Source organism: Alphaproteobacteria bacterium HT1-32 (assembly GCA_009649675.1).
In the GTDB taxonomy this organism is placed as follows: Bacteria; Pseudomonadota; Alphaproteobacteria; order Rhodospirillales; family HT1-32; genus HT1-32.
This window is the reverse complement of record WJPL01000001.1, coordinates 258,133-274,084: the sequence shown is the minus strand read 5'-3', so window position 1 is coordinate 274,084 and position 15,952 is coordinate 258,133. Positions and strand designations below refer to the sequence as shown.

Annotated in this window: 18 protein-coding genes and 1 tRNA gene; 8 read left to right on the top strand and 11 right to left on the bottom strand. The window is 57.7% G+C overall.

Going from position 1 to position 15,952, the window contains the following annotated elements; translation table 11 throughout:
- Positions 1–288 precede the first annotated feature (288 nt).
- Positions 289–1,461 (top strand): hypothetical protein, encoded by a 1,173-nt coding sequence (locus GH722_01265; protein MRG70384.1) that lies wholly within the window; start codon positions 289–291, stop codon positions 1,459–1,461.
- Here the strand turns inward: GH722_01265 and GH722_01260 are convergent, their stop codons facing one another.
- Entirely contained in the window at positions 1,462–2,358 is an 897-nt protein-coding gene (locus GH722_01260; GenBank protein ID MRG70383.1) for a LysR family transcriptional regulator, read from the bottom strand. It lies immediately after the preceding gene.
- A gap of 96 nt (positions 2,359–2,454) precedes the next feature.
- Here GH722_01260 and GH722_01255 point away from each other — a divergent pair, with 96 nt between their 5' ends.
- Positions 2,455–3,771 carry an aminotransferase class I/II-fold pyridoxal phosphate-dependent enzyme gene (locus GH722_01255; protein ID MRG70382.1) on the top strand — a complete coding sequence of 439 codons (1,317 nt, stop codon included), beginning with the start codon at positions 2,455–2,457 and terminating at the stop codon, positions 3,769–3,771.
- An 18-nt stretch (positions 3,772–3,789) separates the two neighbouring features.
- Here the strand turns inward: GH722_01255 and GH722_01250 are convergent, their stop codons facing one another.
- The 4 genes from GH722_01250 to GH722_01235 form a co-directional block, all read right to left on the bottom strand.
- Positions 3,790–5,856 (bottom strand): CoA-binding protein, encoded by a 2,067-nt coding sequence (locus GH722_01250; protein ID MRG70381.1) that lies wholly within the window; start codon positions 5,854–5,856, stop codon positions 3,790–3,792.
- Between the two features lie 9 nt (positions 5,857–5,865).
- Positions 5,866–6,666, bottom strand: coding sequence for an enoyl-CoA hydratase/isomerase family protein (locus tag GH722_01245; GenBank protein MRG70380.1), 801 nt, complete (start codon positions 6,664–6,666; stop codon positions 5,866–5,868).
- 49 nt (positions 6,667–6,715) lie between these two features.
- Complete coding sequence (locus tag GH722_01240; GenBank protein ID MRG70379.1) at positions 6,716–8,290, bottom strand: sulfatase-like hydrolase/transferase; 1,575 nt, start codon at positions 8,288–8,290, stop codon at positions 6,716–6,718.
- Positions 8,291–8,398: 108 nt separating this feature from the next.
- Positions 8,399–8,812 carry a cupin domain-containing protein gene (locus tag GH722_01235; GenBank protein MRG70378.1) on the bottom strand — a complete coding sequence of 138 codons (414 nt, stop codon included), beginning with the start codon at positions 8,810–8,812 and terminating at the stop codon, positions 8,399–8,401.
- 68 nt (positions 8,813–8,880) lie between these two features.
- On the opposite strand from GH722_01235, the gene GH722_01230 reads away from it, so the two are divergent.
- Together GH722_01230 and GH722_01225 are read left to right on the top strand one after the other, a co-directional pair.
- Positions 8,881–9,243 (top strand): hypothetical protein, encoded by a 363-nt coding sequence (locus GH722_01230; GenBank protein MRG70377.1) that lies wholly within the window; start codon positions 8,881–8,883, stop codon positions 9,241–9,243.
- Positions 9,244–9,248: 5 nt separating this feature from the next.
- Entirely contained in the window at positions 9,249–9,563 is a 315-nt protein-coding gene (locus tag GH722_01225) for an antibiotic biosynthesis monooxygenase (protein ID MRG70376.1), read from the top strand.
- Between the two features lie 6 nt (positions 9,564–9,569).
- Here GH722_01225 and GH722_01220 read toward each other — a convergent pair whose 3' ends face one another.
- From GH722_01220 to GH722_01205, 4 genes are all read right to left on the bottom strand, one after another.
- The gene (locus tag GH722_01220; GenBank protein ID MRG70375.1) at positions 9,570–10,031 is read right to left on the bottom strand and encodes a PDZ domain-containing protein; all 462 of its coding nucleotides are present in this window, start codon (positions 10,029–10,031) and stop codon (positions 9,570–9,572) included.
- 75 nt (positions 10,032–10,106) lie between these two features.
- A complete protein-coding gene (gene glnA / locus GH722_01215; protein ID MRG70374.1) occupies positions 10,107–11,516 on the bottom strand; it encodes a type I glutamate--ammonia ligase in 1,410 nt (469 codons plus the stop codon).
- 63 nt (positions 11,517–11,579) lie between these two features.
- Entirely contained in the window at positions 11,580–11,918 is a 339-nt protein-coding gene (locus GH722_01210; GenBank protein MRG70373.1) for a P-II family nitrogen regulator, read from the bottom strand.
- A gap of 262 nt (positions 11,919–12,180) precedes the next feature.
- On the bottom strand, positions 12,181–13,362 hold the full coding sequence (locus tag GH722_01205) for an aminotransferase class I/II-fold pyridoxal phosphate-dependent enzyme (protein MRG70372.1): 1,182 nt from the start codon (positions 13,360–13,362) through the stop codon (positions 12,181–12,183).
- Between the two features lie 118 nt (positions 13,363–13,480).
- Here GH722_01205 and GH722_01200 point away from each other — a divergent pair.
- Positions 13,481–13,557: transfer RNA gene (locus tag GH722_01200), tRNA-His, on the top strand.
- A gap of 39 nt (positions 13,558–13,596) precedes the next feature.
- Here GH722_01200 and GH722_01195 read toward each other — a convergent pair.
- Positions 13,597–13,992, bottom strand: a complete 396-nt coding sequence (locus GH722_01195; protein MRG70371.1) for a hypothetical protein — start codon at positions 13,990–13,992, stop codon at positions 13,597–13,599.
- Between the two features lie 144 nt (positions 13,993–14,136).
- Entirely contained in the window at positions 14,137–14,586 is a 450-nt protein-coding gene (locus GH722_01190) for a helix-turn-helix domain-containing protein (protein ID MRG70370.1), read from the bottom strand.
- A 251-nt stretch (positions 14,587–14,837) separates the two neighbouring features.
- Here GH722_01190 and GH722_01185 point away from each other — a divergent pair, with 251 nt between their 5' ends.
- From GH722_01185 to GH722_01175, 3 genes are all read left to right on the top strand, one after another.
- Positions 14,838–15,038 (top strand): hypothetical protein, encoded by a 201-nt coding sequence (locus GH722_01185; GenBank protein MRG70369.1) that lies wholly within the window; start codon positions 14,838–14,840, stop codon positions 15,036–15,038.
- Complete coding sequence (locus tag GH722_01180; GenBank protein ID MRG70368.1) at positions 15,039–15,563, top strand: hypothetical protein; 525 nt, start codon at positions 15,039–15,041, stop codon at positions 15,561–15,563.
- A 143-nt stretch (positions 15,564–15,706) separates the two neighbouring features.
- Positions 15,707–15,952, top strand: a complete 246-nt coding sequence (locus tag GH722_01175; GenBank protein ID MRG70367.1) for a hypothetical protein — start codon at positions 15,707–15,709, stop codon at positions 15,950–15,952.

The following is a 15,952-nucleotide window of genomic DNA, read 5'->3' as shown; positions in this document are numbered from 1 at the left end:
TTAATATTAGGCGTGATTTCGATTTCCGTTTAGAATCTGATTCGTTTTCAACGTTCGAAAGGAGGTGATCCAGTGTCTAGTGATTTTGGTGCGATGGGTTCAGACCAGATTGTGAGACTCGGATTGCGCGGGAGCCTTCGTTTTCCGAGCTGACAACGACATTAAAGTTTCTGGCTGAAAACCAGTACAATCACGGAAGGGAGGCGCAAGCCTCCCTTTTTCGTTGGAGGTTCATATTCTGGCTGTTTCCCGCAGCAGGGAGCCAGTCACTGAGTTTCTGAATTTTGTATGGTGGTTAATACAATTGATGTGTTTTTCCTCTCCGGATATTCGGTTAACTTCGACCAGCCTTTCTTTTATGACGCAGGAGCCAGCCAGATGAACTTTCCGGAATTTGATACGTCAGCCGCCTGGCGGGTTGAGGACCTGGCGCGCGACCGCCGATGGGTTTTCACTGTTGAGGAAAAGGACGCAGCGCAGCTGGCGCGGGCGGTAAAGCAGGCCTTCGATCCGGAGCGTCCCCATTTCGATTATGCGCGTGATGATTTTGATCTTGGTCGGGGAATGGATGTTATTACAGCGGCCGCACATGAAGCTCATTTCGGATATGGTCTGTCGCTGGTCAAAGGACTGCCCCGCGCTGTCCTGAGTGCTGATGAATACAAGCTGCTGACCTGGGCGATCGGGCTTAATCTCGGGGTCGCACGTCCCCAGGGGAAAGCGTCGCATTACATGTCGGAAGTCCGTTCTGCAGGGATGACCTACCGTGCGGCAGGTGGGCGCGGTTACAACACGAACTCTGATCTGGATTTTCATGCGGACAGTTGTGACCTGGTCGCGCTGGCCTGCTACAACAAGGCGAAGTCCGGGGGGCAGAGCATGGCCTCCAGCAATATTTCTGCCTGGCAGACGCTGGTGAAGGAACGCCCGGACCTCGCCGAAGTGGCCTGTCAGGATTTTTATTTCAGCCGCAATCAGGAAGAAGCGCCAGATGAAGGTCCGTTTTATCCGCAGCCGCTATATGGTTTCAGGGAGGGTCGTTTGTTCGGTAAATGGAACCGTAACCGCGTACGGACGGCGCAGGATCTGGAAGGCGTGCCGAAGCTGACTCCGATCCAGAATGAATGTATTGACCTGCTCGACGATATTCTGCGGCGACCGGATATCATGTACACGATGTGGCTGGAACCGGGTGATCTGCAACTGATGAATAATCACCAGTTGCTGCATTCCCGTACAACCTTTGAAGATCATGACGAGGAAGATCGCAAGCGTCTGCTTTACCGCTTGTGGCTGGCACCCCCCGATTCCGTTGCCCTGCCGGAAAGCTGGACGCCCTATTACGGCTCTGTCGAACCGGGTACTGTACGCGGTGGTATTCGGGGGCATAACCATGATGAGGTCTGTCAGGCCTTTGATCGGCGACAGGCTGCATCTCTGGGGATGCCGGTACCGGCCTGATCAGGACACGGCGCCATCTGTGCGCAGTATCTCTGCCGCCCGGGCGGCAAGCCTGCTGTCCGGACGCAGTTCCATGACCAGTGCCTTGCCGGTTTTTGCGGAACCGGGGAAGGGACGGACGAGGCTGCCGTTGCGGAGTTCGCGTTCGATCAGACACTGGTGGGCCATCAGAACACCAGCACCGGATTTGGCTTCTTCAATTGCGATGCTGTAGAGCGAATAATGCAGCCCGTCGGACGCGTCGGGAATGCTGCTTTCTGTTTGCTGTGCCCAGCATGCCCAGTCGTCGGACCAGACTGCGTCATGCAACAGGGTGTGGTCCGACAAGTCGTTTGTTTCACGCAGGTTTTTCGCAAGGGCAGGGGTGCAGACCGGGAAAATCAGGTCTTCTTCCAGAACGATGATTGTGTCGTGATCCGAAAGGTCGTCGGGTTGTTCCCGGATGAAAAGCGACAGGTCGAAGATATCGCGCCGCAGGTTTGGTGGTGTTTCCACCGCAAAGACCGAAAGCCGGACAGGGCTGAGGGCCGGACGCAGAACAGGCAGTCTGTCAGGCAGCCAAAGCTGCGCTACCCCAGGCAGGGCAGCGATATTGAAGGTGGGGTACGGTGCCCAGCTACGCAGCTTGGCGACGGCAAGGCCCAGCTGGTCGAAAGCCTTCTCGAAATGCGGGGCAAGGGCCTCGCCCGCGGCAGTCAGGCGAACACCCTGTGACCGGCGTTCGAAAAGTGGCGTTCCGGCCCAGGCTTCCAGCGTCTTGATATGCTGGGAAACCGCCGCCGGGGTAACGCAGAGCTCTTCCGCGGCAGGGGCGATACCGGAAAGACGTGCTGCAGCTTCAAAGGCACGGAGTGAATTGAGCGGCGGAAATTTTGGCCGCGGTGGAGTGATCGACATAACCTACCCCTAGTTTTTCTTAATCCATTTTACAGAAATACCGGTTTGCGGGAATTTGTCGAGTGCCGGAAACTGCTGACAACAGGGAGATCTGACATGACACTGATGAAACGGGATTGGGTACCTTCAGGCAGCGAGGCGCTTGTGCAGTCGGTTGCCGTGGAAACTGCGTCGCAGACTTCGGACGCAATCCGCGAACGCATTGAGGCGCTGGTCAACCGGAACCGGGAGATTCATGAGCGTGAATGCTTCAATCTGAATCCGGCCACCAATGTCATGAACCCGAAGGCTGAGGCATTGCTGGCCTCTGGTATCGGCTCTCGCCCCTCCCTTGGTTATCCCGGTGACAAATATGAAATGGGGCTGGAAGCGATCGAGGAGATCGAGATCATCTCGGCAGAACTTTGTGCCGAGATATTCAATGCCCGTTTTGCTGAAATCCGGGTGGCCTCCGGTGCAATGGCAAACCTTTATGGCTTCATGGCGACCTGCAAGCCGGGGGATACGATTATTGCCCCGCCCGCGACCATTGGCGGGCATGTGACACATCACGCTGCAGGCTGCGCCGGGCTGTACGGGTTGCGCACGATTCCGGCTCCGGTCCATGCAGATGGCTATACGGTTGATATCGATGCTCTGCGTGATCTGGCCCGCCGGGAAAAGCCGGTGCTGATCACGGTCGGCGGTAGTCTGAACCTTTTTGAACATCCCGTGCAGGATGTCCGGGCCATTGCTGATGAAGTTGGTGCAAAGGTGATGTTTGATGCCGCGCATCAGTGCGGAATCATTGCCGGAAAGGCCTGGCGGGACCCGCTGGCCGAAGGCGCCCACTTCATGACCATGAGCACGTACAAAAGCCTTGGTGGGCCGGCCGGTGGTCTGATTGTCACCAATGATCCGGATATTGCGCAATCGCTCGACGCAATCGCTTTTCCGGGCATGACGGCGAACTTTGACGCCGCAAAGTCTGCCGCACTTGCGGTCACGATGCTCGACTGGCGGGATCATGGTAAGGCCTATGCTGCGCAGATGATAGACGTCTCCATGAAACTGGCAGAGGCCCTGCATGGTCTGGGGCTTCCGGTTTTCGCAGCGGAACAGGGATTCACCCGGTCACATCAGTTTGCCATTGAAGCCGCCAGTTTCGGAGGCGGACAGGCAATGTCGCAGGCTATCCGCAAGGCAGGCTTTCTGGCCTGTGGTATCGGCTTGCCGCTGCCGGAGGTTGGGGGTGACATGAACGGTCTGCGTATCGGTACGCCGGAACTGGTGCGCTGGGGTGTCGGGCCAGAGCATGTTGAGCGCCTCGCCACACTGATTACCTCTGCGATCCGGAGTGACAGGCCCGAGACATTGCTGGTGGAGACCTCTGCATTCCGCCAGCAATTCGACCGGCTGCACTATATCAGCTGACCAGCCGGAGAGGTGCTGTTACTTCAGTACGACGAGGCCGTCACCAGCCCGGGTTCCGGCCCCTTCGGGCAGAACGAAAACCGGATTGATTTCCGCTTCGTCCAGCCGGTCGCCCAAAGTGGCTACCATGTTGGCAAAGGCGACGATGGTATCTGCCAGCGCCGTGATGTCAGCATGTGGTCGCCCGCGAAAACCCCGGAGCAGAGCAGCGGATTTCAGGCTGTCGATCATGGTCAGGGCCTGCGACTGATCTACAGGTAATAGCCGGAGCGCGACATCGTGATACAGCTCGGTCGTGACCCCGCCCGCGCCGAGCAGAATATAAGCGCCAAGCTGTGGGTCGCGGTTGAAGCCGAGGATCAGCTCAACGCCATCACGGATCAGTTCCTGCACCAGAAAACCATCCAGAGGGGCAGTGCTGTGCCGGGCCACGGTCTGCTGCATCTGAAGACAACAGGTCTCGACATCTTCGGCGGCGACACCAACTCTGACCCCGCCAATATCGGACTTGTGGAGGATCTCACTGGACAGAATCTTGATAACGACGGGGCCATCAAACCTGGTGGCTATACGGGCTGCTTCCTGCGGTGATGATGCCTGTTCTTCCCGTGGGATGGGGATGCCAAACCGGGAAAACAGTTTCTTCGCTTCCGCTTCATTCAGCGTTCCGGAGGGGAGGTCGTTGTCATCGACAGGAATGGGGGCAGGCTGCTCTGCCCAACCGGCCCCTTGCTTCGGCTGTAGTGCCATCAGCACGGCGGCACAGGTCTCCGGTGCTGCATAGGCCGGGATACCGTTCTGGTTCAGGGTTTTCAGAATCGTCGGGGCGTCCGGACTGACATAGGCAATCAGCGGCTTGCCGGTAATGCTGAGAGAGCTTCGCAAGGGACCGGCGACGACTTCCGGGTTACCGATTGAGGAGGAGCCGACAACCACCGCGATGGCGTCATAGCTCGGGCTGTCGGCCAGAATGCGGATGATGTTGCTGAACAGGTCGGGACGAAGCCCGGCAAGTGTCACGTCAATCGGGTTCTGGTCGAGAACCACATCCGGCAGATCGAGGGCACGAAGCTGTGCCGCTGTGTCCGGGTCTGGGGCTGGCATTTCCAGCCCGCAAAGTCCGGCATTATCTGCGATGATCGTGGCTGCGCCGCCGGTTGAAGTCACGATGGCGATACGATTGCCCTGCATCCGGCGACCGGTCGCCAGTGCGGCCGGAATATCCAGCAGGTCGTTGAATGTCCCGGCACGAATGATTCCGAGCTGGTTAAAGAAAGCATCATAGACTTCATCGGCCCCGGCCAGCGCGCCGGTATGGGAGACAGCAGCTTTTGCACCGGATTCTGAACGTCCGACCTTGTAGACAACGACCGGTTTGCCAGCGGCCAGCACCCGCCGCGCTGCCTGCCTGAAGCTATCGGTGTTGCGGATCGTCTCAAGATAGAGTGCGACCACGTCAGTGGCATCATCATCAACGGCAGCGTTGAGGAAATCGGCAACGTCGAGATCGGCCTCATTTCCTGTTGCGACAAGTTTTGAGAAACCGATTCCGCGCCCGGCAGCGCGGGACAGCAGAGAACCGAGAATGCCTCCGCTTTGCGAGATCAGGGCGATATTGCCGCTGTTGAATTCGGCCGTCTCCATCGCGCCGCTGGCTGACAGCATGATGCCATCTGTCAGGTTGACGAGGCCAATGGTGTTGGGGCCGAGAATACGCATGTCACCGGCGGCAGTCATCAGTTCTGCCTGACGGGCACGACCTTCTTCACCGGTCTCACTAAACCCGCTGGCCAGAATGATGGCAGCTTTGGTGCCCCGGTCTGCCAGTTGCCGGACGGCGTCAATCACGCGGTTCGCGCCAACCAGTACGAGGCCGAGGTCAGGAGCGACGGGCAGGTCGCGGGCATCGGCATAGCATTTCAGATCGCCAATGGCGTCAATACGGGGATTGATCGGAAATATCTGACCTTTATAGCCATGTCGCCGGAGGTAAGTGACCGGCCGGCCGTTCAGTTTATCCGGATCAGATGAAGCGCCGACGATGGCGACACTGGCCGGTCGGAAAAGCATATCCATTGAGGTCATGCCAGCGGCTCACTTGCCGGTCTTGTTGAGGAAATCTTCAACCGATTTGCGATGCTCGGCGGTTGTATAACAGATCGACTGGGCTTCCCGGCCAAGAGCCAGTATCTGCTCTTCACTGCTCTCGAATGTCTTGTCGAGGATTGATTTGGTCAGGGCTATGGCAACCGGCGACCCGGCGCTTAGCTCTTCGGCCCAGCTCTGTGCATCATCAGCCAGCCGGTCAGCTGCGGAGACGCGGTCAACCATGCCGATAGAGAGGGCTTCAGCGGCTTCGATGACGCGGGCGGACAGGATCAGTTCCTTGGCGCGGACAAGCCCGACCCGCCGGGGCAGAAAATACATGCCGCCACCATCGGAGACGAGACCGCGCTTGATGAAGCTCATCGACAGCTTTGCACCATCAGCCGCAATAATAAAATCGCAGGCCAGCGCCATGTCGAGGCCGAGACCGAAGGCAGCGCCGTTGACGGCGGCAATGACAGGTTTCGACAGGCTGCGGATGGCGGCAATCCCACGGTGCGTACTGCCCTGACGCCGCCATCCATTGAAGGCGACGTCACCTGCGGGTGCATTCAGGCGCTCACGCATGCCACCGATGTCACCCCCGGAGCAGAAGCCCTTTCCGGCCCCGGTCAGAATGACGCCGCGAATATCATTGCTGGTTTGTGCCCGCTCAAAGGCGGCAATCAGTTCCGCCCGAAGCTGATCATTGATCGCATTGCGGACTTCCGGCCGGTTGAGAGTAATGGTCAGGATGCCGTTCTTCACGGTTTCCAGGATATAGTCGGGCCGGGTTGATGTGGCAGTCATTTTGTCCTCGTTTCTTTTATGCTGCCCGGAAGTCGGGCGGTGTTCCCTGTCACCAGACTCCGAACAGATATCCCCTGTCCTTGGCGTTGTCGGTACGTCTGGCAATGGTGTCATGGTCGATGGTTGTCCGCATCCGGCGATGCTTCAGCCAGTCGGCAAGCCGGGCCTCCATCTCTGCCCTGACGGACTGATGGCTGTCGCTGCGGCCAAGGTCGATCAGTTCCTGCGGGTCCGTTCTGAGATCAAAGAGCTGCGGGGGAAAGCCGTCAAAGCTGACATATTTCCAGTCGCTGGTGCGGACCATGAAAGCACGGGTTTCATCCGGGGCCAGACCAAGGCTGTGGCGGGCACCGCGAAAGGCGTAGTCGGCTTCAGAAAATGCAGCGTCACGCCAGACGGTGTGTCCGTCACCCCTGGTCAGCGGCAGCAGAGAGCGTCCTTCAAGAATATGCGGTTTTGCCTCACCACCCAGCGCATCGACGAAGGTGGCAGCCAGATCGATGGCTTCGGTCAGCCGGTCATCATTGGCTCCCCGGCGGGCATCGGCCTGCTGGTCCGGATCATAGATGATCATCGGAATGCGGACTGATTCCTCGTGGAACATTTCCTTCTCGCCCAGCCAGTGATCCCCGAGATAGTCGCCGTGGTCGCTGGTGAAGACGATCAGTGTGTCTTCCAGCCGCCCGCTGGCTTTCAGTGAGGCCATCAGGCGACCGATATTGTCATCGATTTCAGTAATCAGCCCCATATAGGCGGGAATGACCCGGCGGCGGACTTCCTCGCGCGAGAAATTGCGGCTCTCTTCATGCTGCATGAAAGCTTCGATAACCGGGTTCGGGGTCTGTTTTTCATTGTCTGAACGATTGGCCGGCAGGATATCGCTGTCGCTGTACATATTGTGATAGGGGGTAGGGGCCATGTAGGGCCAGTGCGGCTTGATGTAGCTGAGATGCAGGCACCACGGCGTATCACCAAGGTTGGTGATTTTCTCAATCGCCCGGTTGGTCATGTAGGCCGTTTCAGAATGTTCTGCGGCGACATTTGCGGGCAAGTGAGCATGGCGCAGATACCATCCGGAAAGTACTTCTCCGTCCGGTCCTGTCGAGGCGTTGGCGGCTGTGTGCCAGGGGTTGTCGCCGTCATAACCCTGCTCGCGCAGATAACGGTTATAGGCGAGATTGGGATCGGCAGACTGATCCGGGTGCAGACCGTCATCGCGTTCCCACGGTTCAAACCCGCACTGGCGGGACAGCACGCCCTCGGGTGATGCCGGATCAAGTCCGAGGCGCCGCATACCGGCAATGTCCGGGGCCATATGGGTTTTGCCGATCAGGCCGGTCCTGATCCCGAGCGGGCGAAGGTGATCACCGATGGTCTGTTCGCCGATACGGAGCGGCACACCGTTATAGGTGGCGCCATGCGAGAACATGTAACGGCCGGTATAAAATGACATGCGTGAGGAGCCGCAGACCGGAGCCTGACAGAAGGCGCGGGTGAAGTTGACCCCGGATGCGGCGAGGGCGTCGATATTCGGTGTCCGGATTGTCGGATGCCCGTTGCAGCCGAGATAGTCGGCCCGCAACTGATCGCACATGATGAACAGGATATTCCGGACCTGACCCAATTCTGTTTTCCGATTCTGTCAGCAACGAAGAGAGTAGAGCGACATTTTTCAGGCCCGGCGATCCGGCCCCTGTCACCTTGGTGTGGCGGGGGCCGGAGCCTGAGATGGTCAGGCGGGCTGTTCGGTGTAGATTTCTTCGGCGACCAGTTCCTGCCAGTCCGTACCCCGGCCCTGATCGTCGCTCTCTGACATGGCGAGATGGCACATCATCTGATCGGGTGAAGCGCCGTGCCAGTGGCGTGCATTCGGCGGGATGACAACCGTGTCACCGGGGCATATTTCCTCAACCGGGCCGCCTTCAAGCTGGTAGCGCCCGATACCGGACAGAACATAGAGAACCTGTCCGACAGCATGGGTATGCCAGTTCGTCCGGCCGCCGGGCAGGAAAGTGACTTTCGAGACCCGCAGCCGGGAAGGATCTTCCGGCACAAAAACTGTTTCATGCATGACCTGGCCACCAAAATTGCTGGCCGGGCCGGTATTGGTTTTGGTCTTATCGGCGCGAATGATCCGCGGTTCCATGTTATTCTCCCGAGGGTTTTGGTTATTGTCCGTATAATAACAATATATCGGGAAAAGGAGAGAACATCATGCGCAGAATTATGATCATCCTCGTCATTCTGGCCGGATGGCCTCTGTTGGCCCTTGCCGGTGAAGCTGATGTCGTGAAGGCCAGTGCCACGAAATCCGGCGAAACATGGCGGTTCGATGTCACCGTGGCCCATGCTGATACGGGCTGGGATCATTATGCGGACAAGTGGGATGTGATGGCTCCGGACGGAACCGTACTTGGCACCCGTGTGCTGTTGCATCCGCATGAGACAGAGCAGCCCTTTACCCGTAGCCTGAGCGGGGTAAAGATACCGGCTGATATCCGTGAAGTAACACTCCGCGCCCATGACAAGGTGCATGGCTATGGCGGGAAAACCATCACTGTTAAACTGGGAGAATAGAATTCATGCCTTCAGAAACGCCGGTTAAAGGCGCCTTTGCGATATTCGTCACCGTTGATCTGCATCCCGGCCGGAAAGCGGAATTCATGCCGCTGATTCTGGCTAATGCAGAAGCCGCGCGTCGTGATGAGCCGGGCAATCTCGGATTTGTGGTGCTTGAGGATGAAGCGGATGAAAACCGTCTGCATTTCTTTGAGCAGTACCGTAATGCCGCAGCTCTGGACGATCATCGCAACACGCCGCATTACAAAGCCTATGCGACGGGAACTGAGGGGATGATTGCTGATAAACAGATTGTCCGGTGTCAGATCGCCGGATAGGGCTGCTCAGGAATCCTTGCGCGGCGGCATGATGCCGGTCGATGATTTTGTCACAATGCCGGAATATTGCAGGTTGGTGCGGATGCTGAACCGCATCTCCTTGCCGTCCCGCAGGGCGGTCACGCGGTTTGCTCGGAAGAAGCGACCGGTGTCACCGAACGACCGGACCAGATTATCTTTTGTGTAGATATCATCGCCGTTCACTTCGACGATGATATCGCCTGCCTGCATGCCCTGGCGGGCAGCTTCTGTGCCGGGGTCGATGCTGACAATGGGAATCCCCCGCTCACCAGCCGGTGTGGCAGATGAAAAATCAGGCAGGGAGACAGAGGGCAGGCTGTCACAGGCCGCAATCACCAGTCCGGCGATCAGCAGGATGCTTACAGTCCCTAGTTTTCGAATAAGATATCTGATGTTCATGCAGCGGAAGATAGCAAAATGAGCCGCAGGCTGAAACCTGTGTTTCATGTGTCAGGCCCGGAAACGACAACGGGGCCACCCAATGGGCGGCCCCGCATCTTAACCGGATTGTCCGGTTAATAATCAGCCGCTGTAGTACATATCGAATTCGAGCGGATGCGGTGCCATGTCGACGGCGATAACTTCCTGCATCTTCAGTTCGATATAGGCATCGATCATGCTGTCAGAGAACACGTCGCCCTTTTTCAGGAAGTCACGGTCGGCATCAAGTGCTTCGAGTGCTTCACGGAGTGAGCCGCAAACGGTCGGTACACCGGCCAGTTCTTCCGGCGGCAGGGCATAGAGATCCTTGTCCATCGGCTCGCCCGGATGGATCTTGTTCTCGATCCCGTCAAGACCGGCCATCAGCATGGCGGAGATAGCGAGATACGGGTTGGCCAGCGGATCCGGGAAGCGGACTTCAACGCGCTTTGCCTTCGGGCTGTTACCGTAAGGAATACGGCAGGAAGCGGAACGGTTGCGGGCCGAATAGGCCAGCAGAACCGGTGCTTCATAACCCGGTACCAGGCGCTTGTAGCTGTTGGTGGTCGGGTTACTGAAGGCATTGATCGCCTTGGCGTGCTTGATGATACCACCGATGTAGTACAGGCACATGTCCGACAGGTCGGCATAGCCGTTACCGGCGAACAGTGGCTTGCCGTCTTTCCAGATCGACTGGTGGCAATGCATGCCGGAACCGTTATCACCAAACATCGGCTTCGGCATGAAGGTGGCGGTCTTGCCATACTGATGCGCGGTCATGGTGACGCAGTACTTGTAGATCTGTACCGCGTCGGCCGTGTTCAGGAAGGTGTCGAGCGCGAAGCCGAGCTCATGCTGGGCCGGGGCGACTTCATGATGATGCTTTTCAGCCTTGAGGCCCATGGCGTCGAGGTTGGAGCAGATTTCGGCGCGCAGATCCTGGGCGCTGTCAACCGGAGCAACCGGGAAATAACCGCCCTTGGCGCGCGGACGATGGCCGAGGTTGCCGGCTTCCATTTCGAAGTCACCGGTATAGGGCATTTCCGGCGAATAGAGCTCATAGCTCGATTTCTGCTGGCCGGTGATGAATTTCACATCATCAAAAATGAAGAATTCCGGTTCCGGGCCGACGAAGAAGGTGTCGCCAATACCAGTGGATTTCAGGTAGGCGTCAGCACGTTTCGCCAGTGAACGCGGGTCGCGGTCATAGCCTTCGCCGGTTGACGGCTCGACAATGTCACAGAACAGCACGAGGGTCGGCTGGGCGGCGAACGGATCGATAACGGCACTGGCAGCGTCCGGCATCAGAATCATGTCTGATTCATTGATGTCTTTCCAGCCGGCAATCGATGAGCCGTCGAACATCAGACCGTCTTCAAAGACGCTCTCGTCGATGGTAACAGCCGTCTGAGCGGTATGCTGCCATTTGCCTTTGGTATCGGTGAAGCGGAGCTCCACAAACTCGATACCCTCTTCTTTGATCATTTTCAGAACGGATGCTACGTCCGACATTTCTGTACCCCGTCGTAATGGTGGTTGTTGTTCAGGATGATTTCAGGCGATGGCATGCTGTCGTCAGACAGCGTCACCACCGCGTTCACCGGTTCGGATGCGAATTGCATCGTCGATGGTGGAGATGAAGATCTTGCCGTCGCCGATGCGCCCGGTGTGAGCGCCCTGCTGAATAGCTTCGATGGCCTTTTCGGCCATATCGTCATCGACAACCACTTCAATCTTAACCTTGGGCAGAAAATCAACGACATATTCCGCGCCGCGATACAGCTCGGTATGTCCTTTCTGCCGGCCAAAACCCTTTGCTTCAGTCACGGTGAGACCTTGCAGGCCGATCTCGTGAAGCGCTTCCTTCACTTCGTCCAGCTTGAAGGGTTTGATGATCGCTTCGATTTTTTTCATGAACTCGTTTTTCCGGATCGGAGAGTTAAGTGTTCCGCTGTCAGGCGGTACACGACGAACATAGCATAACGCGTGCCAGAATAAGAGTTCCCGATCTCTGCCAGAGAATCAAAGGCTTAGATCTGAAACGGCTAAATTTCCTCAACATGCGATGCCTTTTATTTCGCCATATGCACAAAAAATACGCAAGCTATAATGCTCAAAATTCGTGCAAATTGCGGGCGCGATACTCAGGTGGTCCGGGCTTCCCCTGTCAGGGCGGTTACCGTGCTTTCAAAAATGCTTCAACCCGGTCGAGGGCTTCTGTGATCGCTTCCAGGCTGGCGGCATAGGAGAAGCGGATGAAGCCCTCACCCATATCGCCGAAGCTGGTCCCGGCGATGGTTGCGACATGGGCGTCGGCCAGAACCTGATTCTGGAATTCGCGGGCCGTCATACCGGTTCCGGTGATGTTCGGGAAGGCATAGAACGCGCCCAGCGGTTCGATGCAGCTGACGCCGGGCAGGGTGTTCAGCCTGTCGGTGATATAGCGCCGCCGTTCCGCAAAGGCGGCCATCATCGTATCAACGGCATCCTGCGGGCCGGTCAGCGCGGCAATACCGGCATACTGGGTCGCGGCATTGACACAGGAATGAATGTTGATGGCCATGCGGGTGGCGAGTTCTGCCAGGTCACCCGGCCAGACGGCCCAGCCAAGTCGCCAGCCGGTCATGGCATAGGTTTTCGATGCCCCGTCGAGCATGATCAGCCGGTCGCGAATTTCAGGAAATTCGAGGAAGCTGACATGCGGTGCCCCATAGGTCATGCGTGAATAGATCTCATCCGACATGACTGCGACATCCGGAAACTTTGCCAGTCCGGCGACCAGCTTCTCGACTTCCGCACGAGAGACGTTGCCGCCGGTCGGGTTGGCCGGACTGTTGACGATGATCAGCCGGGTGCGGGGGGTGATCGCAGCGAGCACTTCATCTGCATCAAAAGAGAATCCGTTCTCTTCACGCAGGGGCATTGGTACCGCCTTGGCACCGGTAAAGCCGATCATTGAGCGGTAAATCGGAAAGCCGGGATCGGGATACATGATTTCGGTGCCCGGTTCGCCAAACATCATGATGGCGAAACTCATGGTCACCTTGCCACCGGGAACGGCAACAATCTGATCCGGATTGACCTCAACACCACGATATTTCTTGATATCCGCAGCGATTGCTTCCCGCAGTTCAGGGATGCCATTGGCCGGGGTATATCCGTGATGCCCGTCCTGCAGCGCCTTGACGGCGGCTTCGACAATATGCCCGGGTGTCGGGAAGTCTGGCTGCCCGATGCCGAGGTTAATCATGCGTGGCTGGCCCTTTGCGGCGGCTTCGCGATCAATCGCGTTGGCCCGGGCGAGAACTTCAAAGGCGCTTTCGGTGCCCAGTCGGGACAGATTGGCGGCCAGTTTCATTTTTCTAACTCCCTTGTCATGCGGCGGCGGATCGTCTGGCAAAACCGGGGTGCAGGCAAGCCCCTTACGCTGCTTCTTGACGAAGCACGGAGGGAAGGGTAAACCGGCGCACTCTGTGGCGGGCGTAGCTCAGTTGGTTAGAGCACCTGGTTGTGGTCCAGGGGGTCGTGGGTTCAAGTCCCATCGCTCGCCCCACTTTGTTTCTGGCAGGATAGCGGTCATGTTAACGCGCCCTCAGGGCGCGGACCGATCTGCCTGATTGCCGAAAACGGCTTCTCCCAATAATGCAGCACTGGTTCGCAGTTCTGCCATGCGGCTGTGCTGGTCGATCAGTCTGGCCAGTTCCATCCGGCTGATCTGAATCTCAAGCAGGGTCTCGACGGTTGCAGGCTGGCGCTTTTTGAGGGCCAGCAGTCCTGCGGGATGTGTCCGGCGCCGGCAGAGTTTGCGTATTGCAGACCATATGGCACGGCAATCCTGCCGGTAAATTTCTGCAATCTCCGCGCATAGTGCAGCGCCGTCGCCAGAGTGGCATGCCTGTTCACGGCGGTCCCGCCGTCGGGCAGCTTTCAGCCGCGCTGCAGAGAGATGAATATCCGTCCCCATCATTTCCGCATCAGTATTGTTCATGAACATGTCGCTTTATGTCGTTTTCTGTTTGTCTGATTAAGACATACTGAAAATAAAGATTCAAGATCGGCACGCTCACCAGCTGTTTTCTGATGAGTCCGATGCTGTGTTTGATGAGAGGTCGGGCGAGAAGGGGCGGGGCGGTTATCGGCGCCGCGTGGTGGCGAATTCAACGATATTGCCGGTGATGGCGGTCAGTTGAGCCTGTCGGGTTTCCGCGTCGGTATCCTCTTTTTGCAGGGTCTCAAGGATATGCCGGCAGATTTCAGCGACTTCCCGGGCGGGTGTGTTTGCCAGATCCAGTGCGCCGCGCGCTGCATAAGCCTCCAGAACCTGCTGGACGACCTGTTCAACAAGCTGTCCGTCAGTCTGACTTTCCCCGAGCAGTTCCGCCTTTGTGCAGTCGAAGGCGTCTGCCAGTCGCCCGAGCCAGTCTTCGGTCAGCTGCATCTGGCCTTTTTCCAGTTTGTTGATGGTGGAGGCGGTCGTGTTGACGCGCCTGGCCAGCGCTTCCATTGACCAGCCGCGACCGGCACGGAGTTTGTTCAGCAGACTCATTTGGATAAGGCCATGTTTCTCAATGGATATATCCATATCGGAAATTTATCTTGACGTAAATGTCTGATATAGACATAAATGGGACATCAGGGACGCCGTTGTCCTGCCTCTCTCCCCTGAAGGGACAGCGGCCAGCGCGGAATGTCGCAGCACCCTGATACTGCCGCCGGTCTCTCCCGCCGGCAGTGGCCGCAACAGAGCGGCCGCCGGGACCGGGGGGCTGGACTTTCCTTCCACCAGCCCCCCGGCCGGTACCCGTCCCCGTTTCACGTCACAGGAGTACAGCCATGAACAGAAAGCCCGCCCGTTCCCCGAAACATCACAGCCCTGTGCTTTCCGATGAGGAAATGCGCTGTCTGCGGCGCAGCGCCTGGTTGCGTCAGGGGGTGATCGTGATTCGTCCGGAAGACATCAAGGACGACTGGACCCGCCGCGCAGTGGTCAACGAAGCCGAACGTTTGTTCGGTGCACGCCGGGAGGTGCAATAGATGCCAGAGGATGGAACGGATATCCGTGACCGGCCGGTGCTGGTTGCGGATATTTCCGAAAGCACAGCGACCCTGCAGACAGTCCGGCGGCTGAAAGCCGATGTTGTCGAAAGATTATACCGGTCCGGCACACTTGATTCGATACAGCGAACGGCAGCCTGTGAAATCCGGGAAGTCTGGATGGCACTCAGCCGGGGTCTGTTTGCTGCCAGCCGATTCGGTTCGCAGTCGCCGGTCAGCACGCGGGGACGACGCAGCTTTCGTCAGCCCTTTGACAGGCTGTCTGACCGGCAGCACCGGCTTTTCGAGACCCGTTACCGACTGTGGAATGTCGAGGTCAGCCGGACAAAGGTTGGCGGGTGCAGAACATTGGCCGGTCTTGTGCATGAGATTGTCATTGATAATCGCGGTCCGCGGCAGATCGACCGGGCCTGGCGGCTGCGTAACGGCTCCGCACGGGATCATCTCTGTGATGCTCTGGACCTGTATGCGTCTTATGCCTTTGCGTCGGAAAAGATGAATTGAAAATTATAAAAAACAACTATTGACGTAAGGGACATCTCGCAGTACTGTTTTTCCACACTCCCGAGATATCGATTTCAACCCCGCGACCCTCCCTGTCGCGGGGTTTTTCGTGTCCGCTTCTTCCCCCTCGTCCGGAGACTGATATGGCCAAAAGCACCACCCCGGCTGCTGCCCGCAGTCGTGCAAAGACCACGACAAGAACGGGTGCCGGAAATCTCACCCCCCTCGATTTTTTGCTGAAAACCCTTCGTGATGAAAAAGCCGCCCCGGAAGACCGCAAATGGGCGGCACAACAGGCATTACCTTACATGCATCCCCGGCTGTCGACGGTTGCGCATTCCGGTGATGTGCTGCTGCGTCATGAAGATGCGCTGGAAGACCTGGAATGA